Origin of the sequence: Mesorhizobium sp. Root102 (assembly GCF_001425625.1) — a bacterium.
Lineage (GTDB): Bacteria > Pseudomonadota > Alphaproteobacteria > Rhizobiales > Rhizobiaceae > Mesorhizobium.
The window spans coordinates 73,741-93,653 of the sequence record NZ_LMCP01000004.1; the positions used below are offsets into that span (position 1 = coordinate 73,741).

The following is a 19,913-nucleotide window of genomic DNA, read 5'->3' on the forward strand; positions in this document are numbered from 1 at the left end:
TGGTCAATCCTCCTCGTCATCCGCATCGAGCAGGCGTGTCGCGCGCCAGCGGGTGAGCACGATGTTGGTCTGATCGATGACGAAGAAGCGCGCCGAGTCGCGGTCATAGCCTTCGCTCAGCAGTTTTTCGTAGTCAGTGTGCACGTGGCGGATATGGGCAATGGTCGCCAGCCATACGGCGATGCCCGGCGGCAAGGTCTTCATGTGAACCGCGCCGGCGTCGGCCCGAATCTTCTCCATGTCGGCATAGGGCGCTAGCGGCAGAAGTACAGTGAGCGCCTTGGCGATGGCGCGGCGGCGGCCGGTCGGCGCCGTCATTGCCCAATCCGATCGGGCTCGTCGCGCCCTTCGATGGTCGCCTCCGGTATGGCGTCGGTCGAGGCGAAATAGGGTTTCAGGTCGATGACCGGTGTGCCGTCGAGCACGTCGATGCCGTCGAGATCGATGCGGCCGGTGCCGATGTCGAGCGCGACGAGCCTGGCCACATGCAGACCGATCGGGTTCGGGCGGGCAGGGGAGCGCAGAGAAAATACACCTTTCGCTTCAGCCGCATGGCGCGGTTTCTGCACAATCAAAGTCCTGGGCGCGTGATGCAGCCAGGACAGGATGATGACGTGGCTGGCGCGCTCCAGCCCCTGCAGGCCACGGCGATAGGGCGCGTCTATTGTCAGCACTGCCGGCTGTCCGGCCTCGCGCGCGCTGCGCATGTTCTTCGGGCATGTTTGGCGCGTCGTCCATGGCGAGGCGATGCGGCCGATGAAGACGATCCCGCCATCCGGCGACATCAGTGCCGGATCGTCTTCCAGCCTCTGCTCGCCTTCTCGCGTCTCGAACAGCTCACGCGTTTCGGTCATCCTGCTCTCATCTCGCATCTTCTTGTTCATGCTGTCGTTGTCCCAAAACCGCGGTCCACGTCTGGACCGCATGCATCGAGAAGTCGACGCATGCGGCATTTTCTTGTCCGGAAGCGACATAGCGCTTGCAAGGTTTTGAAAACCGACATAAACATATCTTTATATCTTTTCAAAGAGAATACGCTGATGCATGTCTCGCTCGACACCATGGTGGATACGTTGAAGGCTGCGGCCGAATCCAGCCGGCTGCGAATACTGGCACTGTTGTCTCGCGGCGACCTCACCGTTTCCGATCTTACCGAAATTCTCGGCCAGTCGCAGCCGCGCGTTTCGCGGCACCTGAAGCTCTTGCTGGAGGCCGGGTTGATCGGGCGCTACCAGGAAGGGTCGTGGGCCTTCTTCCGCCTGTCGGATGCGGATTCCGCGCGTGACTTCGTCATCGGGCTGGTTTCCGGCATTCGCGGCGCCGATCCGCAGGTCGAGCGCGATCTTGAGCGCCTGGCCTCGGTCAAGCGCAAGCGGCAGGACCGGGCGGTCGAGTATTTTTCCGTGAATGCGGCGAGCTGGGACCATATCCGCTCGCTGCATGTGCCGGACCGCGCCGTCGAAGCCGCGATGTTGAAGCTGGTCGGCAAGCGGCCGTTCCAGTCGATGCTCGATCTCGGCACTGGCACCGGGCGGCTGCTCGAAATCTTCTCGCCGCTCTATCGGCGCGGCGTCGGCATCGACATGTCGCGCGAGATGCTGACCGTGGCGCGCGCCAATCTCGACAAGGCCGGCGTTTCAAATGCGCAGGTGCGGCAGGGCGACATTTTCGCGCCGCCGGTCGAGCGCGATGCCTTCGATCTCGTCACCATCCATCAGGTGCTGCACTATCTCGACGATCCCGCCCGCGCCATCCATGAGGCGGCGCGGCTTTTGCGTCCGGCCGGGCGGCTGGTCATCGTCGATTTCGCGCCGCATGCGCTGGAATTCCTGCGCGACGAGCACGCGCATATGCGGCTCGGCTTTTCCGACCGGCAGATCGCCGACTGGTTTTCAGAAGCCGGCCTCGATCTCGAAGAGGCCCAGGAGTTCGAGCCGCGCGGCGGCAACGAGGCCAGGCTCACCGTGAAACTCTGGCTTGGCCGCGATCGGCGCCTGCTGATCGCCGATCCCTCCAGTGACACAAGGCAGGCCAAAGCGAATTCGATAGGGGAAATCGCATGAACCAGTTCCGCTTTTCCCGCCGCCCCGACATTGGTGACAAGGTCCGGGTTTCTTTTGAATTCTTCCCTCCGAAGACCGACGAGATGGAAGCAAGGCTGTGGGAGACGGTCACAAGGCTGGAGCCGCTGAAGCCGAAATTCGTCTCGGTAACCTACGGCGCCGGCGGATCGACGCGTGAGCGCACCGCCCGCACCGTAAAGCGCATCCTGACGGAAACCGCCATTCCTGCCGCGGCGCATCTGACCTGTGTCGGTGCAACGCGCGACGAGGTCGACGCGGTCATCCAGGATTACAAGTCGATCGGCATCAACCGATTCGTGGCGCTGCGCGGCGACCCGGCTTCCGGCGTCGGCGAATCCTATCGGCCGCATCCCGGTGGCTACGAGAATGGCGCGGAACTGGTCGCCGGACTTAAGGCAATCGCGAATTTCGACATCTCCGTTGCGGCTTATCCGGAAAAGCATCCGCAAAGCCCCGATTTCGCCACCGACATCGAGATGCTGAAACGCAAGGTCGACAATGGTGCGACGCGGGCGATTACCCAGTTCTTCTTCGACAATGATCTCTACGAGCGCTATGTCGAGCGCGTCCGCCGCGCCGGCATCTACATCCCCATCGTGCCGGGTATCCAGCCGGTTCACAGTTTCAGGCAGGTCGCGAACTTTTCCGCGAGGGCGGGGGCGCATGTGCCTGGCTGGCTGGCGGAGCGGTTCGAGGGCCTTGATCGGGACCCGCAGACGCATGCGCTGGTGGCGTCGGCGGTGGCGGCCGAACAGGTCATGGATCTGGTCGAGCGCGGGGTCGGCGATTTCCACTTCTACACCATGAATCGGGCCGATCTGGTCTTCGCCATTTGTCACATGATCGGCATCCGCTCGCACGAAGCAGAGGCGGCTGGCTCGGCCGCGGCTTAGAGCATGATCCCGAAAAGTGGAATCCGGTTTTCGGAAAAGATCATGCTCAAACCATGAGAGCCTCGAAGAAACGTTCGAAATGCAAAAAGGCCGGGTAAAAACCCGGCCTTTTCAATGGTTTGGACTATGTGGTGCTGGTTCTTCCCCGTCTTGGCGGGTCAGGGAAGAAAGCCCATAATAAGGGCTCCGATGAAGGCGAACGCAGCACAGATCATCAATGCGTTGATAGGCCTCGTAAGTCCCATGACATAGCCTCCTCTTAAAGAGCTATGCCTGAGAGTCTAGGTTCATTTGTGCCACAGGCAAGCAGAAAATGTGCTGCATTGCGACGCAATTGCTAGATTTGCGACCTGCCTTTTGCCGTTAAGCGTTGAAACTCCTAGGCAAAACCCGGCTTCAGACCTGTGAATAAAATATGGCGGTGGTGTGTCGCTGGCGTGTCATGGCAGCGCTACCGCTGCGAAAGTTGAATTCGACTTTCGCGATGCGGGGGCAATTAAGTGGCTGGAGCGTCCTTTGCGCGTCCAGTGGACGCGCGGCGCTTTAGCGTCGGCCAAGCAGACGCCCGTCGATGGTGACAAGGCCGAGCGCGATCAGCACCACGCCGCCGATTTCGAACAGCTCCAGCCGCTCGCCAAGGAACAGGAAACCGAGCAGCATGGCGCTGGCCGGCACGATGAGCGTGACCAGCGAGGCGTTTGTGGCGCCGGCCGAGGCGACGAGGTTGAAATAGAGGATGTAGGCGAAGGCGGTGGACAGAAGCGCCAGCGCCAACACCGCCGCCCAGACCGGCGGCGAGGCCGAGAACAGGCCCGATGGACCGTAGGTGAAGAGCACGATCGGGATCATGACGATGGTCGAAGCCGTCAATTGTCCGGTGGCGATGACCGGCGAGGGCACGCCCTTGAAACGGCGCGCGACCATCAGGGCAACTCCATAGGACAGCGAAGCGCCGATCAGCGCGAATTTTGCCCAGACCGGGCCGCCGAGCCCGGCAAGCAGGCCGGGGCCGATCATCACCGCCGTGCCGGCGATGCCGAGCGCAATGCCGGCCAGCTTGTTCCAGGAGAGCTTTTCGTCTGATGTCAGCACATTGGCGAGGACCAGCGTCCAGAACGGCGTCGTTGCATTGAGCACCGAGGCGACACCGGCGCCAAGCTCTGTCTGGCCAGCAAAGATCAGCGAAAAGGGTACGACGTTGTTGGTGAGCGCGAGCAGGAAGAACAGGCCTGCATGCGGAAGCGCAAGGCGGAAAGACGGGCCACGCAGGCCGAGATAGATCTGCAGCGCGATCGCGGCGATGGCGACGCGAAACAGCACCAGCACCAGCGGATGAAGCTCGGCCACCGCGATGCGGGCAAAGAAGAACGAGCCGCCCCAGATCGCACCGAGCAGCAAGAGCTGCCCCCAGTCCTTGAGCACCATCGGCCCGCGTGATGCTGATGTCGCGGCTATTGCCATGTGAGTCGCCCTCCCAGACGGCCTGAATGCCAGTCAGTCAGGCAGAAGCCATATTGGGTCCATAGACAAGGGCCACCCGAAACGTGATTGATGGCAAACGTTGCTGGCAAAGACCTAGCGCCGCTGCGTCAGCCGTACGAGACACAGAATTGTTTTCATTAGCCGCTAGCTTGGATTAATTGTGCGCAGCCGAGGTGAGGATTCGTCCATGCAGCGATTCGAGAATGCCCGCGAGGCGGCACGGGCGCTTCGCCCGGACGACCCCGTCTATTGCTTCCGCCCGCAGGTGCTGATGGCGGATGCCAGACAGTTCATGGGCATGTTCCCCGGCAAGACCGCCTATGCGGTCAAGACCAATGGCGAGCAGATCGTGCTGAAGGCCCTGGTCGAGGCCGGCGTCACCGCTTTCGACGTCGCTTCGCCTGGCGAGTTCGCCGCCGTACGCGCGGTCTCCGCCGATGCCGAAATGCTCTACATGCACCCGGTCAAAGCGCAGTCGGACATCAAGCTGGCGCTGGAGAAATATGCCATCCGTGTCATTTCGCTGGACCATGAGGACGAGATCACCAAGCTGACGCGGGTGGTGCGGGCTCTCGACATCGATCCGGGCTCGATCAGCGTGTTCGTGCGCATCCAGACGAAAGGATCGGCCGCCTACGAACTGTCGAAGAAATTCGGCGCGGGGCCGGCCTATGCCGTCGAGCTCGCCGAGCGGCTGAACCGCACCGGCTACAAGGTTGGCCTGTGTTTCCATGTCGGCAGCCAGATCGAGGACCCCGACACCTATGAGCGGGCGCTGGCTTCCGCCGACTGGGTGCGCAACCGGCTGACCTTCGATATTGCCGGGCTCGATGTCGGCGGCGGTTTCCCCGCCGAATATGGCCACGACCCCAATCGCAAGCAGATCGAAATGCCGTCGCTCGGTCAGATCATGTCGCGGCTGTCGGGCGATCTGAAAGAATATCAGTTCGACGAGATGCCGCTGGTGGCCGAGCCGGGCAGGGTGATCGTGGCGCGCTGCCTGTCGCTGATCGTGCGGGTGCTGCTGCGCAAGGGCAAGCGGCTCTACATCAATGACGGCATCTGGGCGTCGCTGTCGGATTCATGGACCGGCAAGATCACGCTGCCGGCGCGTTTCATTCCCGATCCGGCGATCCGCTCGCGCAATGGCGAGGAGAAGAACATCGTGCCGTTCAAGGTCTGCGGCGCGACCTGCGATTCCGTCGACATCCTGTCGCGGCCGTTCTGGTTGCCGGAGACGGTCGACACCGGCGACTGGATCGAAATCGGCCATATCGGCGCCTATTCGCTGTCGCTGAGGACCCGCTTCAACGGCTTTTACCCCGACACCTTCGTCGAGGTGACGACGCCGTTCGACGAAGGCGATGCGCCGCAAGGGTTTGCGAGTTTGGAGACGATGGCGGATTGAGGGGAATAGAGTGGCGGCAGTCACTGCTTCGGGCTGGTTTTTCCAACTGCCCTACGCCCTACAATTTCCCCAAAAGCTCCGGTGTCGGCCAGCCGTCCACGGCCATGCCGAGCCGCATCTGTTCCTTGCGGATGGCTTCGCGTGTGTTGGTGCCGAGGATGCCGTCGACCGTGCCGACATCGTAGCCCCGGGCTTCGAGCTTGGTCTGCAGCGCCTTCATCTGCTCGTTGTTGAGACCGGTCTCGGGATTGCGCGGGTCGAACTGTTTTGCGCCCGCCAGCCGGGCGGCAAGGTTTGCAGCGGTCAGCGCATAGGTGAAGGACTGGTTCCACTCGAGATAGACGTCGAAATTGTCATAGGCGAGGAAGGCGGGGCCCTTGCGGCCCATGGGCAGCGCCAGGCCGGCCTTGAGGCCGTTGTCGATAAGCGGCGTGCCGTCGGGGTTGGTGACGCCCCATTGTGCCCATTGCGACAGCGGCAGCTTGTTGGTGCGGCCGGTCTGGTCCCACGGCATGTCTTCGGGGACGCGTACTTCCTGGATCCAGGGCTCATCGCGTTTCCAGCCGCGCGACAGCACCTTGTTGGCGGTGGTCATGATCACGTCCGGCACGCTGCCGCGCAGGTCGACCTTGCCGTCGCCGTCGCCGTCGACGCCGCGCGCCAGGTAGTCGGAAGGCAGGATCTGCGTCTGGCCGATCTCGCCGGCCCAGGCACCCCTGACGTCGGCCGGCACGACGCCGCGATCGATCAATTGCAGAAGCGGTATCAACTGAGGCCGGAACAGTTGGGGGCGGCGGCAATCATGTGACAGCGTCACCAGCGCGCTCAGTGTGTGGAAATCGCCCTGCACGGCGCCGAAATCGGTCTCCAGCGCCCAGAAGGCGGCGATGATCGGCGCCTGGACGCCGAACTGCTGGTCGGCACGGGCGAAGACGTCGGCGTATTTCTTCAGGTTTGTCGCACCTTGCTTCAGCCGATAGGCCGAGATCATGCGGTTGGAGAATTCGATGAATGTCTGGGTGAAGACGCCCTGGGCGCGGTCACGCGCCAGAACCTTGTCGTCTATGGTGGCATCCTCCAGCGCGTCGAGACCGACGGGGCCGACGCCAGCCGCCTTGGCTTCCACGGCCACGCCTTGCTTCCAGGTTTCGAAGTCGCCGCCGCATTCCTGCGCCATCGCCGGCCAAGCTGTGACGCACAGGAACAGCGCCGCGAGGGCTTGAGAACGCAGTCGCATCAGCTTCCTTTCGACATTCAGATTTCCAGGGCGTCCTTGCGCGTCCATCGGGGCGCAGAGCTCTGGAGTACCGGCGATTGCAGACTTTACCGCTGGCTGTGTCGAAAAGCAGGCGGCAGGCTCGGTGTCAACGGTTCTTCTGTCTTAGCCTCTCGTTGCAGCCGACTTCGGTGCCGTTGAACGGGAATTCTGCCGGAGTGATTTGATCCAAGGTGGTGCTGCCGTTGAACCTGACATCAACGGGTGTTCTGCCGCAGCCATTTGTTCCAGGCGGCTTCACTGCCATTGAAAACGTTGATGTCGGCCTTGCCCGGCATGCCGGGAATGATGCCGGTTCCGGTGTACTGCCAGAAGGTGAAGGGGTGGCTGCCGTATTTCTCGCGCGGATGGCCGGCGACGGAGCGCAGCCAATAGGGATAGCCGCGGAAGCTCGACAACTCGTTGTCGTCGAAGAAGTCGACCGAGGTGTAGATGATCGGCTTCTTGCCGTAGTGCCGTTCAACGATTTCGAGGAAGGTGCTCATCTCCGCGCGCACCGTGGCTGCGTCGGGACGCAGCTTGCAGGTCGGCGATTGCGGGTTCCATTCCATGTCGAGAACCGGCGGCATCGCCGAGCGATCGACAGGGACGTTGCGAATGAACCAGCGCGCCTGCACGGCAGCGGGGGTGCAGAAATAGTAGAAATGGTAGGCGGCTCGCGGAATTCCGTTGGCCTTCGTGCGCGCCCAATGCTCATTGAAATACTCGTCGAAACGGTCGCCGCCCTCGGTCGCCTTGATGAAGGCGAAGGAGATGCCGCTGGCCCTGGCTGCCGGCCAGTCGACCGAGGTCTGGTATTTGGAGACATCGGTGCCGTGAACGGCATAGTTCCAGGGCGCGCCGCTGTCCCATTCATGCGGCTTGGAGTCCTCGAAGCGCGGCGCACGCACGGCGACCGTCGGGCTGCTGGAAGCGGACGGCGACAGCGGCGACAGATCGTCGACGGTCGAGCAGGCGCCAAGCAGCGTCAGCATGATGAGGCCCGCGAACCGGCGCATCGCTTCTCCTGGGCCGGAATCAGCCGGCCGCTGATGGGTTCTGTTGCGGGTGGCCCCCTCGAATGGCCTTATCGAGCGATCGCCCCACAGCATCGCCCGTATATCCTGTGATCGCCGATCATGGTTGATATCAGGTTGATGGCGCTCGACAAGCACAGCGATTTGCTGAAGCAATGGCGGCAAATCGATGGCATCGGGCGGAACTCCGCTCGAACGAGGGTGAAAAATGCGGTTTGTCGTCAGGATCGTCAAATGGCTGCTTGGCCTGATCGCACTGGCGGTCGCCGCGCTTTTTGCCTGGCTTTACGTCGCGCCCCCGGAATTGATCCGCGTCGGCTCGGGCTACTCGGCCAAGATCGTCTGTTCGAACGTCTTCATCGCCGGCCGCGACGCCAATGAGGTGCTCGCCGTCGACGTGCAGGCGCCCGGGCACCCACTGCTGCGGCTGATGCGGGTCTCGGTGGACAAGAACAGGGGAACGGTCTCAGCCGGCCTGCTTGGCTTCCTCGGCAAGAGTGTCGCCGTCGCCCGTGACGGGCTTGGCTGCGCGTCGGTTCCGGACGGCGATGTCGGCAAGGTACGGCGCACGGCTATCCATGCCGAGCCTTCGGCGGTCAGCCGGGACGCGCTGTGGCCGGAAGGCGAGCGGGTCGAGGCGTCGCAGGACCCCGTGATTGCCAAGCTGCTGGACGATGTGGCGCTAAACGGCACCGGCATGCGCGCGGTGGTGGTGGTCAAGAATGGCCGCGTCGTCGCCGAGCGCTATGGCGATGGCTTTTCCGACAAGACGCCGCTGCTCGGCTGGTCGATGACCAAGACGGTGAACGCCGCCATCGTCGGCACGCTGGTCAAGGACGGCAAGATGGCCATCACCGACAAGGGGCTGTTCGCGCCGTGGAAGGCGGATGGCCGCGCCGCGATCAGCCTTGCCGACATGCTGGCGATGTCGAGCGGGCTGGAGTTCAACGAGGATTATGGCGATGTCGCCGACGTTACGCGCATGCTCTACCTCGAGCCAGACATGGCGGACTTTGCCGAAGCCAAGCCGCTGGCGACCGAGGTGGGCAAGGTGTTTTCCTATTCGAGCGGCACGGCGGTGATGCTGTCGCGCCTCTGGCAGGACGCGATCGGCGACAAGGCCAAGGCGCTGACGTGGCCGCGCACCGCCCTGTTCGAGCCGCTTGGCATGCACAGCGCGGTGCTCGAGACCGATGAGCAAGGCACTTTTGTCGGCTCGTCCTATCTCTATGCAACCGCGCATGACTGGGCGCGCTTCGGTCAGTTCCTGCTGCAAGGCGGGGTGTGGAACGGCAACCAGATCCTGCCGGCCGGCTTCGTCGACTGGATGCGGGAGCCGGCATCCGCGTCGAAAGTCTACGGCAAGGGCCAGTTGTGGATCGAGGCCCCGGGCGATGAGGAAAACCCCGGTGCCGGCGTTGCCGCGGGCCTGCCCAAGGACATCTACTGGATGGAGGGACATGACGGGCAGACGGTCGCCATCATTCCCTCGGAGCAACTGGTGGTGGTGCGGCTCGGGCTAACGCCGGCCAAAATCGGCTACCGGCCGCAGACGATGGTGGGAGCGCTGGTGAAGGCGCTGCATTAGACTAGCGCGCAGCAACTCTTGTCTATGCAGCTGTCGCCAAAGGCTTGGCGCGATCAACCCGCGCCCGCTCGTCGGGCGAGTTCATGACCTGCCAAAGATCGCTGCGGCGCTGGACGTTCAACCAGAAGTCCGGGCTGTTGCCGAATACCCGCGCCAGAATGAGCGCGGTCGCCGCCGTCACGTTGCGGCGGTCGTTGCACAATTCGTTCACATGCTTGCGCTGGACCCCCATCGCCTCGGCCAAAGCCGCCTGCGTCAGGCCAAGCGGCTGCATGAATTCTTCCGTGAGAATTTCGCCAACCGTTGCCGGCTTGCGTGCGGTCATCAACATGTTCTCACCTCACTTATAGCTGTGGTCGTCGAGATAGATGTCCGACGCCTCACCGCGGCCGCCGTCCCAGCGGAAGATCAGCCGCCATTGCTTGTTGACGCGTATTGAATGGAAGCCATCGAGATTGCCGCGCAGCTTCTCGAAATGGTTGCTGGGCGGCACACGCAAATCCTGATCGATCATCGCGTCGTCAATCATCTGGAGCTTGCGGAACAAACGGCTTTCGAGATCGGACGGAATGTTGCGAGAATGTGTGTCTTCCACGAAGAAGGCCCGCAGCCATTCATCCCTAAAGCCGGTGATCATCACATGCTTCCATGCATGTGAGGTAGTGTACCGCTCTCGGGGTCATAAGGCAATGTTGATTCAACTGATCGTGGCTGCTTCGCCCTCACATGCCTTTCCTACGCAATATTCAGGAAGCGATCTTGATAACCGCCAGCCAGGCATAACCGCGATAAAGTGTGCGGAAACGGAAGCTTGCGCCGGTTCGCCGAGATTCCGATTCCAGCACTTCGCGCAGTGATTCACGCGGCGAAACGTGGAATTTCTTCAGCCAGCCGCGCAACAAGGTCCGGAACCAACCCGGCAGGCCTTCCTGCTGGCCGAAATCGACGATGTGCAGCGAACCGTTCGGTGACAGTGCGGCAAGTGCCGCCGACACGGTTTTTTCCCAGTCGGGGATCATCGATAGCGAATAGGACACGAAGACGCGATCGAAGCATTCGACATCGAAGAGTGCACCGGCATCGAAATCCGTGGCGTCGCCCCTTGCCAGCATGACGCGGCCGGATAGGCCCTCGCGGCCGATCGCTGCGCCGGCCGTTTCCAGCATTTCGGCTGAGATATCAAGGCCGTACAAGTGGGCACCGGGATGGCGGCGCGCTGCCAGGATGATGTTGCGGCCGGTGCCGCAGCCGAGTTCCAGCACGGTGCCGCCGGCCGGCACGTCGAGCCCGTCGATCAGCCGGTCGCGGCCAAGAAGGTAGTATTTGCGGGTTAGGTCGTAGATGTGGCGCTGCCAGCGGTAGACGCCGTCCATCAGTTCGGCATGGCTGGCCTTGAATTCGGGGCTGGCCGGCAGCTCGGTGGTGCTCATGCCGCGCGCTTCACGTACAGGTGGAAGCCGCCATAGATGGCCGAGCGGTCGCGGGCCGAGAATTCCCGCGAAGCCTCGTCCTGATAGTCCCACTGGTCAAGCAGCGAGCTGGAGACGCGGCCCGGCAACAGGCTGGGCTCGGCGGCGGTGCGGAAGATGACGCGGGCGCCGGCCGATGCCGTGCGGGTGATTTCCGACCACAGCGCGTTGAGCTGGTCATCGGTCATCCAGTCCTGTGCGTCGAGCAGAATGAAGCGGTCGACGGAGCCTGCATCCTTGCCGGCAAGGAATTCTATCAGATTGGCATGGTGGATGGCGACGCGGTCGATATTGCCGCGGATGGTGTTGTAATTCTGTTTCTCGAGATAGGCGGGCAGGGCGGCCTCGCCGGGGTTCGGATAGCGCCGGGCGAAGGCCTGCCAGGCGAAATAATTGTTCTCCAACGGAAAATCGCAAGCGAGCTTTTCCAGCCGGGCTTTCAGCACACTGGCCATGGTGCCGTCACCGGAGGTGATCAGCGAATCGTACTGCGCCGGTGGAATGCCGAGGCCGAACAGCGAGGCCTTGCGCGATGTCGCCCATTTCAGCAGCGGTTTGTCGAAGACCGGCGCCAGCTCCTCGTTGAAGAAGCGGCGCTGCTCGCCGATGTTGCGGGCCTGCATGATTCCGGCAGGATCGACGCCGAAGAACTTTGCCGTGCGGTGTCCCATGGCGATGAACAGGCCAAGCAGGCCGGTCTGGTAGAAATTGCGATCGAAAACACCGATGCGACGGCGGCCACGCCAACTGCGGCACTCCCAGTAGTGACGGCTGACCGGGTCGAGATGCGGCGCGATGAAACGGTCGTAGGCTGCCGAATTGTGGCTGGTGTCGGCGGCGCCGAAGAAGCGGAACAGGTCACCCTGCGAAGGCAAATGGCGCACTGCCTCCAGTTTCATGCGGTTCAGCGCGATGTGCGCGGCGTTGAGATCGACTGCGTCGACTCGTGCCGGCGAACGGGTGAGGTAGGCCAGGATGTTGCAGCCACCCGAGGCGATGGTGACGACGCGGTGGCCCTGGCCAAGCTGCATCGCCTCCATGTCGACGTCGGGGTCTTCCCAGATCTGCGGGTAGACGAGGCCGGAAAACAGGAAGGCGAACAGCCGCTCCGAAATGCCGGCCTTCGACAGCGGGCGGTTCTGGTAGACGGCCTTTCCAACTTCCTTGCCGCGGCGAAAAACCAGATCTGCGGAAACATCCGTCATGGCAAGGTGATTCCCCATTTGCTTTGTCGCAAGCGGGTAGCGCAGGGTCATGACAGGCCGGTGACAGCCTGTTGAGGCCTCCTTACAGCTTGCCAAATCCGCCCGGCGTCGGCGTCGTCAGGATGACGGCGTCGCCGGCCTGCAGCACGGTCTGGTCGCAGGCTTTCAGCATTTCAATCGTGCCGTCCTTGCGGCGGACCTTGGTCGAACCGACCTCGCCATCGCCGCCTCCGTCCAGCCCTTTTGGCGGCCGGTTGCGATGCGAGGAGAGGATCGCGCATTCCATTTTCTCGAGGAAGCGGATGGTGCGCCTGGTGCCGTCGCCGGCGTTCCATTTGCCCTTACCGCCGGAGCCTTCCCGGATGTTGAAATCCTCGAGCAGGACGGGGAAGCGCAGTTCCAGCACTTCCGGGTCGGTGAGGCGCGAATTGGTCATGTGGGTGTGGACGCCGGATGTGCCGGCAAATCCGCGCCCCGAATTCATGTGCCCGGCCGGGGAGCCGGAGCAGATCGTCTCGTAATACTGATATTGCTTGTTGCCGAAGGTGAGGTTGTTCATCGTTCCCTGCGCATTGGCCATCGCGCCCATGGCGCCGAACAGCGCGTTGGTAACGTGCTGCGAGGTCTCGACATTGCCGGCGACGACGGCGGCGGGGTAGGCGGGTTTCAGCATGCAGCCGTCGGGGATGATGATGTTGATTGGCCGCAGACACCCGGCATTCATTGGGATCATGTCCTCGACCATGACCCGGAACGCATAGAGGACAGCCGCGCGGGCGACCGGCTCCGGCGCATTGAAATTGTTCTTCATGACAGGCGACGTGCCGGTGAAGTCGACCGTTGCCTCGCGCATTTGCCGGTCGACCGTGATCTTCACCTTGATGACCTGGCCGGTGTCGGTCGGGTATTCGTACTGCGAACTGTCGGGTAGCCGCTCCAGCACGCGGCGCACGCTTTCGGCGGCATTGTCCTGGACATGGCCCATATAGGCCTCGACGACATCGAGGCCGAAATGCGTGACCATTTTGCGCAGTTCCGCGACGCCCTTCTCGTTGGCGGCGATCTGCGCCTTGAGGTCGGCGATGTTTTGGTGCGGGTTGCGGGCCGGGTAGCGGTGGTCGGTGAGCAGCGTTTCCAGCTCCTTCTCGCGGAAGCGGCCACGATCGACGATGCGGAAATTGTCGAACAGCACGCCTTCCTCGTCGACCGTGGTGGCGAGCGGCGTCATCGAGCCGGGTGCCGTGCCGCCGATATCGGCATGATGGCCGCGCGAGGCGGCCCAGAAGAGGATGTTCTGCTTGATATCGTCGAAAACCGGCGTCACGACAGTGATGTCGGGCAGATGCGTGCCGCCATTGTAGGGTGCGTTGAGGGCAAAGACGTCGCCGGGGTGGATGTCGCTGGAATTCAGCCGAATGATGGTTTCCACCGAACGGTCCATCGAGCCTAGATGCACCGGCATGTGCGGCGCATTGGCGACCAGTGCGCCGGTGCGATCGAAGACGGCGCAGGAAAAATCCAGTCTTTCCTTGATGTTGACGGAATAGGCGGTGTTCTGCAGCGTCACGCCCATCTGTTCGGCGATCGACATGAACAGGTTGTTGAAGACCTCCAGCATGACCGGGTCGGCCTCTGTGCCGAGCGCTGCCTGCCTGCGCTTTTTCTCGACGCGGCGCAGGAGCACATGGTTCTTGGCGGTGATTTCGGCCTGCCAGCCCGGCTCGATGACGATTGTCTGGTTCGGCTCGATAATCAAGGCAGGACCCGCAACCCTGTTTCCCGGCTTCAGCGCCTCGCGGCGGAAGATGCCTGAAGCGCGCCACTCTCCCTCAGTGAAGATTTCGCGGGACTGCGAAGGGCCTACGGCAAGGTCTTCGGTTTGCGATTCACTTTCGTCGCGGCCGCTGCCGCCGGTGTCGGTGCCTTCGACGCCGATGGTCTCGACGATCATCGGCTTGTCGTCATACACGAAACCGAACTGCGCCTTGTGAGCGATTTCGAAATCGCGCTTGGCCTGGAAAATCGAGTCTGCCTCAAAATTCACCGGCAGTGTCGTGTCGGTGCAGTCATAACGAATGTGCAGCACCGGCTTTGCTGCGACCGCATCCTCCGCGATGCCTTGCGCCGCGAGTTCTGCCACAACGGCCTTTCTCAAGATGGCGATGAGGTTGCCGATCTCCGTTCTGGACTCTTCGTCAAGCGGCTTGAGCAGCGCCTGCTGGCGCGAGGCAAAGACCGAGGACAGGCCGATGCCATAGGCCGACAGCAGGCCGGAGAAGGGATGGATCAGGACCGCCTCCATGCCGAGCGCGTCGGCGACCAGGCAGGCGTGCTGGCCGCCGGCGCCACCGAAGCAGTTCAGGAGATATTCCGTGACGTCATAGCCGCGCTGGACGGAGATCTTCTTGATGGCGTTGGCCATGTTCTCGACGGCAATGGTGACGAAGCCTTCGGCGACGGCCTCGGGCGTGCGGCCATCGCCGATTTCGGCGGCAAGTGCCGCAAATTTTGCCCGCACCGTCTCGACATCGAGGGGCTGGTCCTGGCCGGGTCCGAAAATGGCCGGGAAGAAATCGGGTTGAAGCTTGCCCAGCATGACATTGGCGTCGGTGACGGCGAGCGGGCCGCCGCGTCGGTAGGCGGCAGGGCCGGGATTGGCGCCTGCGGAATCCGGTCCAGCCCGGAAGCGGCCGGCCTCGTAATGCAGGATCGAGCCGCCGCCGGCGGCGACGGTGTGGATGCGCATCATCGGCGCGCGGATGCGCACGCCGGCGACTTCGGTGTCGAAGGCACGCTCGTATTCGCCGTCATAATGGGCGACATCGGTGGAGGTGCCACCCATGTCGAAGCCGATGACCTTGCCGAAACCGGCGAGCTTGGCCGTTTCGACCATGCCGACAACGCCGCCGGCCGGCCCTGACAGCAGCGCGTCCTTGCCCTGGAACATGTCGGCGGCGGTGAGGCCGCCCGACGACATCATGAACATGAGGCGAGGGCTTTCCCTCCCCCTCGAGGGAAGGGTGGCGCCAAAGTCGCCGGGTGGGGTCGGATCGACTGGGTTCGAGGCCCCGGCGGAGCCTTCTGATAGGACCCCCTCTGGCCGCTTTGCCGACTGCCCTTCGCTATGGCTACGGGCGTTCGTCGCTGAAAAAGCCAAATCGTTGGCGTTTTCTCGGCCTCCGGCCGATCGCTCCTCACCCCCCACAAGGGGGGAGATTGGCGCCGCGCCCAACTCTCCCGCCACCCTTTGTACATATCTCGACAGGATCGGCGACAGATAGGCGTCGACCACCGTGGTGTCGCCGCGGCCGACCAGTTTGATCAGCGGCGAGACTTCATGGCTGACCGAGACCTGGCTGAAACCAAGTTTGCGGCAGACTTTTGCCACCGCTTTCTCGTGGTCGGGATATTTCCAGGCATGCATGAAGACGATGGCCACGGCGTCGATGCCATCGGCCCTGGCCTGTTCGATCGCCGGCCGGCAGGCGGCGATGTCGAGCAATTGTTCGACGTAGCCGTCGGCGCGCACGCGCTCGTTGATTTCGATGACGCGCTCGTAGAGCTGCTCGGGAAGGATGATCTCCTTGGCGAAGATGTCCGGGCGCGCCTGATAGGCGATCTTCAGCGCATCGCGAAAGCCCTTGGTGATGAGCAAAAGCACGCGGTCACCCTTGCGCTCCAGCAGCGCATTGGTGGCGACCGTGGTGCCCATCTTGATGTCGCCGATCAGGCCAGGCGGGATCGCGTCGCCGGCGGACAAGCCGAGAAGGTCGCTAATGCCCTGGATAGCGGCATCGGTATAGGCTTCAGGATTTTCGGAGAGAAGCTTGCGGGGATGCAGCCCGCCTTGCGGGTCGCGGCCGATGACATCGGTGAACGTGCCGCCACGATCGATCCAGAAATCCCACTTGGTGGTCATGCGGCAAGCTCCCGGCATTTGGTCGATGCAATCTGTTAGTTCGCAATGGCTTGGCCGGCAACGGCCATGCGCACGATGTTACATGCGGACACGCAACGTTACGAAACTCATGGCTATCTGATGCATTTCCTCTTCGAGCGTTCACTGTAACGTGAGCGTCTGTTAAAGGAGAGATGTTATGAAAAAGCTCATTCTTGCGTCCGTTTCCGCGTTGGCCTTGCTTGGCGTTGCCGCCTGCAGCGACAGCGGCACGGATAACACCACCACCCAGAGCACCAACCCGCCGGCAGCCGAACAGCCGATGAAGCCGGCCACGCCTGATGCACCGAAGCCTACCGAACCGGCTCCGGCAACACCGGCTCCTGCGCCTGCGCAGTAGTTGCGTAAGCGGTACTTCGTTTGATGAATGAGAAAGGCCGGCTCACGTCGGCCTTTTTCATACTGTCCGAGCGCCGCGGTCGTCAGCGTCGGACCGATTTGTCGTAAGGCCTGCGGCACTGTCCCGGCTTGATAGCGGGGGGCGGTGGCACTAAGAAGCAGGCCATGTCGATTTGGGATCGCCTCGGCGAATTCATCACCCGCGTTTCATCTTCAGCCTCGTCGGGTGTCGCCGACGTCGTCGAGGCCGTGCGCACGGTTTTCTCCGGCGATGCGGATCTGCGCCGGCGTGTCGCCTTCTCGGTGGCGATGATCGCGCTGTCGGCCAAGATGGCCAAGGCCGATGGCATCGTCACCCAGGACGAGGTGCGCGCCTTCCAGGAAATCTTCGAGGTGCCGCCGAAGGAAACGCGCAATGTAGCGCGGCTGTTCGATCTCGCTCAGCGCGACGTGGCCGGTTTCGAGACCTATGCAGAGCGGATGGCGCAGATGTGCGGTTCCGGGCATTCCAACTGCGTGATGCTGGAAGACATACTCGACGGCCTCTTCCACATCGCCAAGGCCGACGGGCTAGTGCATGAGCACGAAGGCCTGTTCCTGCACCGGATCGCCGAGATTTTCCGCATCGACGAGGCGCATTACGAGGCCATCATGGCGCGGCACGTCAATCTGGGCGCCGGGGATCCCTATGTCGTGCTTGGCATCGAGCGCGGCAAGCCGTTCGAAGAGGTCAAGAAGCGCTATCGCAAGCTGGTTTCCGACAATCATCCGGACCGGCTGATCGCGCGCGGCCTGCCGCAGGAATTCATCAAGATCGCGACGACCAGGGTGGCGGCGATCAATGCCGCCTATGAGATGATCGAGCGGGGCCTGCGCCACGCATGAGCGGCTTCCTGCCCGACGAGCCACGCGCCGAGGTCAGGGTATCGCCGAATTTCGGTCCGCGGCGCGAGACGCTCAAGCCTGATATGATCGTGCTGCATTACACCGGCATGGCGACCGGCGTCGGGGCCGAAGCGTGGCTGTGCGATCCGGCCAGCGAGGTCTCGTCGCATTATCTCGTCCATGAGAATGGCCACATCGTGCAGATGGTCAGGGAAAGCGACCGCGCCTGGCACGCCGGCAAGAGTTCGTGGTTCGGACGCGCCGACATTAATTCCTGTTCGGTCGGCATCGAGATCGTCAATCCGGGACATTCGCTGGGCTATCCCGGTTTCCCCAGGCGGCAGATCGATGCGGTGATCGGGCTGTGCAAGGGGATCGCCGGTCGGCATTCGATTGCCGCCGAGCGGGTGCTGGCGCATTCCGACGTGGCGCCGGGGCGCAAAGTCGATCCGGGCGAGAAGTTCCCGTGGCGGACGCTGTTCGATGCCGGTGTTGGCCATCTCGTGGCGGCCGCGCCCGTCCGGCGAGGAGCCACGCTGACAGTTGGCGACACCGGCGGCGATGTCGAGGCGTTGCAGTCGATGCTGGCGCTCTACGGCTATGGCGTCGAGATATCGGGTATTTTCGACCGGCAGACGGAGATCGTCGTCGAGGCCTTCCAGCGGCATTTCCGGCCGCGCAAGGTGGATGGCGTTGCCGATGGCTCGACGCTGCGGACGCTGCAAAGGCTGCTTGCTTCCGTCAGGTCCTGACTTCCGGAGGATCTCTACCAAGCAACCTCTTCCAGTCCTTAAATTACAAGCTGTCATTCAAAGTGAATTGCCTGGCCTTGTTTGACACCAATTCGAGCGTCAAACGGCTGACGTGCAGATATCGGACCCCCAGCCCCCGGAGCTATTCCGATATTGATTAGGCGTTGCTGCGTGAACATCTTCATGCGGCTCAGACAGAACAGGATCACATGCAGAAATTGACCGTTTTAACGGCAGCTCTTGCTGCTGGCGCAATGACTTTTGCCTTCAGTGCCGCACATGCCGCCCCACTCAGCCCGCGGGCCGACCAAGGGCTTGTCTTGGCATCCGCAAAAAGCGGCAAGGCCGCACTGGCAAAAAGCGGCAAGGCAGGCCACGACGCCAAGGCGACGAAGCGGGCTTCCGCCAAAGCGGAAAAGGCAAGCTGGTCCAAGCCGAAGAAATCCACCAAAAGGCAGACGAAGCGTGGCCGCAGGACCGTCGACATGATGGCAACGGCGTCGATTGGAGCCCGGAACGCGGCGGCATCGACGGCCGCAGTGGCCAGCACCGGCCAGTATTCCGCAATCGTGGCCCGCTATGCGGCGATCGAAGGCGTGCCCGTGTCGCTCGCCACGGCGGTCATCAAGATCGAGAGCAACTACCGGCCTAACATCGTCGGCAGCGCCGGCGAGATCGGCCTGATGCAGATCAAGCCGGCGACGGCGCGGATGATGGGCTACAATGGTTCCGCCAAGGGCCTGTTCGATCCCGACACCAACATCAAATACGGCATGAAATACCTTGCCATGGCGCGGAATCTCGGCGGCGGCACGACCTGCGGCACGATTCTGAAATACAATGCTGGACACGCCGCAACGCGGATGAACCCGGTGTCAGCCGCCTATTGCGGCAAGGTCAAGGTGCAGATGGCTGCGCTTGGATCGCCCGCATAAGTCTGCTTTTTCGTTTGCGTTTTCGGGCGCGAACCCCTTTATACGCCTTGCCAGCTGGCTGGGCGGCCGCACCCGCAAACGCCGAAAGGTCGCGGGTGAGGAAAGTCCGGGCTCCATGGAAACACGGTGCCGGTTAATGGCCGGCGGGGGCGACCCCAGGGAAAGTGCCACAGAAAGCAAACCGCCACGATCCGGCTTGCCGGATTCGGGGCAAGGGTGAAAGGGTGGGGTAAGAGCCCACCGCGCGACTGGCAACAGGAGCGGCACGGTAAACCCCACCGGGAGCAAGACCGAATAGGGGCGGTGCGAGGGGAAACCCTCGAGGGCTGTTTCCGGCTCACCGTCCGGGTAGGTTGCATGAGGCGCATGGCAACATGCGCCCAAGATGAATGGCCGCCACGTTCTCGCGCCGCAAGGGGCGAGGGCCATACAGAACCCGGCTTACAGGCCAGCTGGCAATTATCTCCATATCGAAGAGAAGTATTTTGAGATCAGCAGGTTGCGCCCTCGGGCGAGCCTGTTGATTCAAGCTTGTTCAGCGATCCATTGGCGCGCGCGGGAAACGGCCATTGCTTAAAATTGGTACAATTAAATCGTACCATGGATTGGCTGATAGCATCGGG

The 19,913-nt window shown here is 62.6% G+C and carries 18 protein-coding genes and 1 other RNA gene; 9 read left to right on the top strand and 10 right to left on the bottom strand.

Annotated elements, in window-relative coordinates; all coding sequences use genetic code 11:
* Positions 1-3: 3 nt before the first annotated feature.
* Entirely contained in the window at positions 4-318 is a 315-nt protein-coding gene (locus ASD12_RS05910) for a DUF2293 domain-containing protein (RefSeq protein ID WP_056582853.1), read from the bottom strand.
* A complete protein-coding gene (gene tsaA, locus ASD12_RS05915) occupies positions 315-854 on the bottom strand; it encodes a tRNA (N6-threonylcarbamoyladenosine(37)-N6)-methyltransferase TrmO (RefSeq protein WP_056583088.1) in 540 nt (179 codons plus the stop codon). The genes ASD12_RS05910 and tsaA overlap by 4 nt, the downstream gene beginning before the upstream one ends.
* Before the next feature lie 186 nt (positions 855-1,040).
* Between tsaA and ASD12_RS05920 the strand changes: the two genes are divergently transcribed.
* On the top strand, positions 1,041-2,063 hold the full coding sequence (locus ASD12_RS05920; protein WP_056583090.1) for a metalloregulator ArsR/SmtB family transcription factor: 1,023 nt from the start codon (positions 1,041-1,043) through the stop codon (positions 2,061-2,063).
* Positions 2,060-2,977 carry a methylenetetrahydrofolate reductase [NAD(P)H] gene (gene metF / locus ASD12_RS05925; RefSeq protein ID WP_056582855.1) on the top strand — a complete coding sequence of 306 codons (918 nt, stop codon included), beginning with the start codon at positions 2,060-2,062 and terminating at the stop codon, positions 2,975-2,977. The genes ASD12_RS05920 and metF overlap by 4 nt, the downstream gene beginning before the upstream one ends.
* 543 nt (positions 2,978-3,520) lie before the next feature.
* On the opposite strand, the gene ASD12_RS05930 is transcribed toward metF, so the two are convergent.
* Positions 3,521-4,438, bottom strand: a complete 918-nt coding sequence (locus ASD12_RS05930; protein ID WP_056582857.1) for a DMT family transporter — start codon at positions 4,436-4,438, stop codon at positions 3,521-3,523.
* A 208-nt stretch (positions 4,439-4,646) separates the two neighbouring features.
* Here ASD12_RS05930 and ASD12_RS05935 point away from each other — a divergent pair, with 208 nt between their 5' ends.
* Positions 4,647-5,867, top strand: a complete 1,221-nt coding sequence (locus ASD12_RS05935) for an alanine racemase (protein WP_056582865.1) — start codon at positions 4,647-4,649, stop codon at positions 5,865-5,867.
* A gap of 58 nt (positions 5,868-5,925) precedes the next feature.
* On the opposite strand, the gene ASD12_RS05940 is transcribed toward ASD12_RS05935, so the two are convergent.
* Complete coding sequence (locus tag ASD12_RS05940) at positions 5,926-7,104, bottom strand: lytic murein transglycosylase (RefSeq protein WP_056583092.1); 1,179 nt, start codon at positions 7,102-7,104, stop codon at positions 5,926-5,928.
* 236 nt (positions 7,105-7,340) lie between these two features.
* Positions 7,341-8,141: a GH25 family lysozyme gene (locus ASD12_RS05945; protein ID WP_056582867.1), complete on the bottom strand. Its 801-nt coding sequence runs from the start codon at positions 8,139-8,141 to the stop codon at positions 7,341-7,343.
* A 226-nt stretch (positions 8,142-8,367) separates the two neighbouring features.
* On the opposite strand from ASD12_RS05945, the gene ASD12_RS05950 reads away from it, so the two are divergent.
* Entirely contained in the window at positions 8,368-9,747 is a 1,380-nt protein-coding gene (locus ASD12_RS05950) for a serine hydrolase (RefSeq protein WP_056582869.1), read from the top strand.
* A gap of 22 nt (positions 9,748-9,769) precedes the next feature.
* Here ASD12_RS05950 and ASD12_RS05955 read toward each other — a convergent pair whose 3' ends face one another.
* The 5 genes from ASD12_RS05955 to ASD12_RS05975 all read right to left on the bottom strand — a co-directional run bounded on the left by ASD12_RS05955 (position 9,770) and on the right by ASD12_RS05975 (position 16,340).
* Positions 9,770-10,078, bottom strand: coding sequence for a HigA family addiction module antitoxin (locus ASD12_RS05955; protein WP_023813159.1), 309 nt, complete (start codon positions 10,076-10,078; stop codon positions 9,770-9,772).
* Positions 10,079-10,087: 9 nt separating this feature from the next.
* Positions 10,088-10,384, bottom strand: a complete 297-nt coding sequence (locus tag ASD12_RS05960) for a type II toxin-antitoxin system RelE/ParE family toxin (protein ID WP_056582871.1) — start codon at positions 10,382-10,384, stop codon at positions 10,088-10,090.
* Positions 10,385-10,493: 109 nt separating this feature from the next.
* Complete coding sequence (locus tag ASD12_RS05965; protein ID WP_056582873.1) at positions 10,494-11,177, bottom strand: class I SAM-dependent methyltransferase; 684 nt, start codon at positions 11,175-11,177, stop codon at positions 10,494-10,496.
* Positions 11,174-12,472 (bottom strand): DUF3419 family protein, encoded by a 1,299-nt coding sequence (locus ASD12_RS05970; protein ID WP_056582875.1) that lies wholly within the window; start codon positions 12,470-12,472, stop codon positions 11,174-11,176. The genes ASD12_RS05965 and ASD12_RS05970 overlap by 4 nt, the downstream gene beginning before the upstream one ends.
* 31 nt (positions 12,473-12,503) lie before the next feature.
* Positions 12,504-16,340: a hydantoinase B/oxoprolinase family protein gene (locus tag ASD12_RS05975; protein ID WP_056582876.1), complete on the bottom strand. Its 3,837-nt coding sequence runs from the start codon at positions 16,338-16,340 to the stop codon at positions 12,504-12,506.
* Between the two features lie 178 nt (positions 16,341-16,518).
* Between ASD12_RS05975 and ASD12_RS05980 the strand changes: the two genes are divergently transcribed.
* The 5 genes from ASD12_RS05980 to rnpB all read left to right on the top strand — a co-directional run bounded on the left by ASD12_RS05980 (position 16,519) and on the right by rnpB (position 19,750).
* Positions 16,519-16,719, top strand: a complete 201-nt coding sequence (locus tag ASD12_RS05980; RefSeq protein WP_056582878.1) for a hypothetical protein — start codon at positions 16,519-16,521, stop codon at positions 16,717-16,719.
* Between the two features lie 164 nt (positions 16,720-16,883).
* A complete protein-coding gene (locus ASD12_RS05985) occupies positions 16,884-17,603 on the top strand; it encodes a DnaJ family molecular chaperone (RefSeq protein WP_056582881.1) in 720 nt (239 codons plus the stop codon).
* Positions 17,600-18,355: an N-acetylmuramoyl-L-alanine amidase gene (locus ASD12_RS05990; RefSeq protein ID WP_056582883.1), complete on the top strand. Its 756-nt coding sequence runs from the start codon at positions 17,600-17,602 to the stop codon at positions 18,353-18,355. Before ASD12_RS05985 ends, ASD12_RS05990 begins: the two co-directional genes overlap by 4 nt.
* A 209-nt stretch (positions 18,356-18,564) precedes the next feature.
* A complete protein-coding gene (locus ASD12_RS05995; RefSeq protein WP_056582885.1) occupies positions 18,565-19,290 on the top strand; it encodes a lytic transglycosylase domain-containing protein in 726 nt (241 codons plus the stop codon).
* Positions 19,291-19,340: 50 nt separating this feature from the next.
* Positions 19,341-19,750, top strand: an RNA gene (gene rnpB, locus ASD12_RS06535) — RNase P RNA component class A.
* The last annotated feature ends 163 nt before the right edge of the window (positions 19,751-19,913 follow it).

What these genes read in the sequence shown, in the direction of transcription:
- ASD12_RS05990 (WP_056582883.1), top strand. Translation starts at nt 17,600, where the DNA reads ATGAGCGGCTTCCTGCCCGACGAGCCACGCGCCGAGGTCAGGGTATCG.
- metF (WP_056582855.1), top strand. Translation starts at nt 2,060, where the DNA reads ATGAACCAGTTCCGCTTTTCCCGCCGCCCCGACATTGGTGACAAGGTC.
- ASD12_RS05985 (WP_056582881.1), top strand. Translation starts at nt 16,884, where the DNA reads ATGTCGATTTGGGATCGCCTCGGCGAATTCATCACCCGCGTTTCATCT.
- ASD12_RS05940 (WP_056583092.1), bottom strand. Translation starts at nt 7,104, where the DNA reads ATGCGACTGCGTTCTCAAGCCCTCGCGGCGCTGTTCCTGTGCGTCACA.
- ASD12_RS05980 (WP_056582878.1), top strand. Translation starts at nt 16,519, where the DNA reads ATGAAAAAGCTCATTCTTGCGTCCGTTTCCGCGTTGGCCTTGCTTGGC.
- ASD12_RS05950 (WP_056582869.1), top strand. Translation starts at nt 8,368, where the DNA reads ATGCGGTTTGTCGTCAGGATCGTCAAATGGCTGCTTGGCCTGATCGCA.
- ASD12_RS05920 (WP_056583090.1), top strand. Translation starts at nt 1,041, where the DNA reads ATGCATGTCTCGCTCGACACCATGGTGGATACGTTGAAGGCTGCGGCC.
- ASD12_RS05975 (WP_056582876.1), bottom strand. Translation starts at nt 16,340, where the DNA reads ATGACCACCAAGTGGGATTTCTGGATCGATCGTGGCGGCACGTTCACC.
- ASD12_RS05945 (WP_056582867.1), bottom strand. Translation starts at nt 8,141, where the DNA reads ATGCGCCGGTTCGCGGGCCTCATCATGCTGACGCTGCTTGGCGCCTGC.
- ASD12_RS05995 (WP_056582885.1), top strand. Translation starts at nt 18,565, where the DNA reads ATGCAGAAATTGACCGTTTTAACGGCAGCTCTTGCTGCTGGCGCAATG.
- tsaA (WP_056583088.1), bottom strand. Translation starts at nt 854, where the DNA reads ATGACCGAAACGCGTGAGCTGTTCGAGACGCGAGAAGGCGAGCAGAGG.
- ASD12_RS05955 (WP_023813159.1), bottom strand. Translation starts at nt 10,078, where the DNA reads ATGTTGATGACCGCACGCAAGCCGGCAACGGTTGGCGAAATTCTCACG.
- ASD12_RS05935 (WP_056582865.1), top strand. Translation starts at nt 4,647, where the DNA reads ATGCAGCGATTCGAGAATGCCCGCGAGGCGGCACGGGCGCTTCGCCCG.
- ASD12_RS05960 (WP_056582871.1), bottom strand. Translation starts at nt 10,384, where the DNA reads ATGATCACCGGCTTTAGGGATGAATGGCTGCGGGCCTTCTTCGTGGAA.
- ASD12_RS05965 (WP_056582873.1), bottom strand. Translation starts at nt 11,177, where the DNA reads ATGAGCACCACCGAGCTGCCGGCCAGCCCCGAATTCAAGGCCAGCCAT.
- ASD12_RS05910 (WP_056582853.1), bottom strand. Translation starts at nt 318, where the DNA reads ATGACGGCGCCGACCGGCCGCCGCCGCGCCATCGCCAAGGCGCTCACT.
- ASD12_RS05970 (WP_056582875.1), bottom strand. Translation starts at nt 12,472, where the DNA reads ATGACCCTGCGCTACCCGCTTGCGACAAAGCAAATGGGGAATCACCTT.
- ASD12_RS05930 (WP_056582857.1), bottom strand. Translation starts at nt 4,438, where the DNA reads ATGGCAATAGCCGCGACATCAGCATCACGCGGGCCGATGGTGCTCAAG.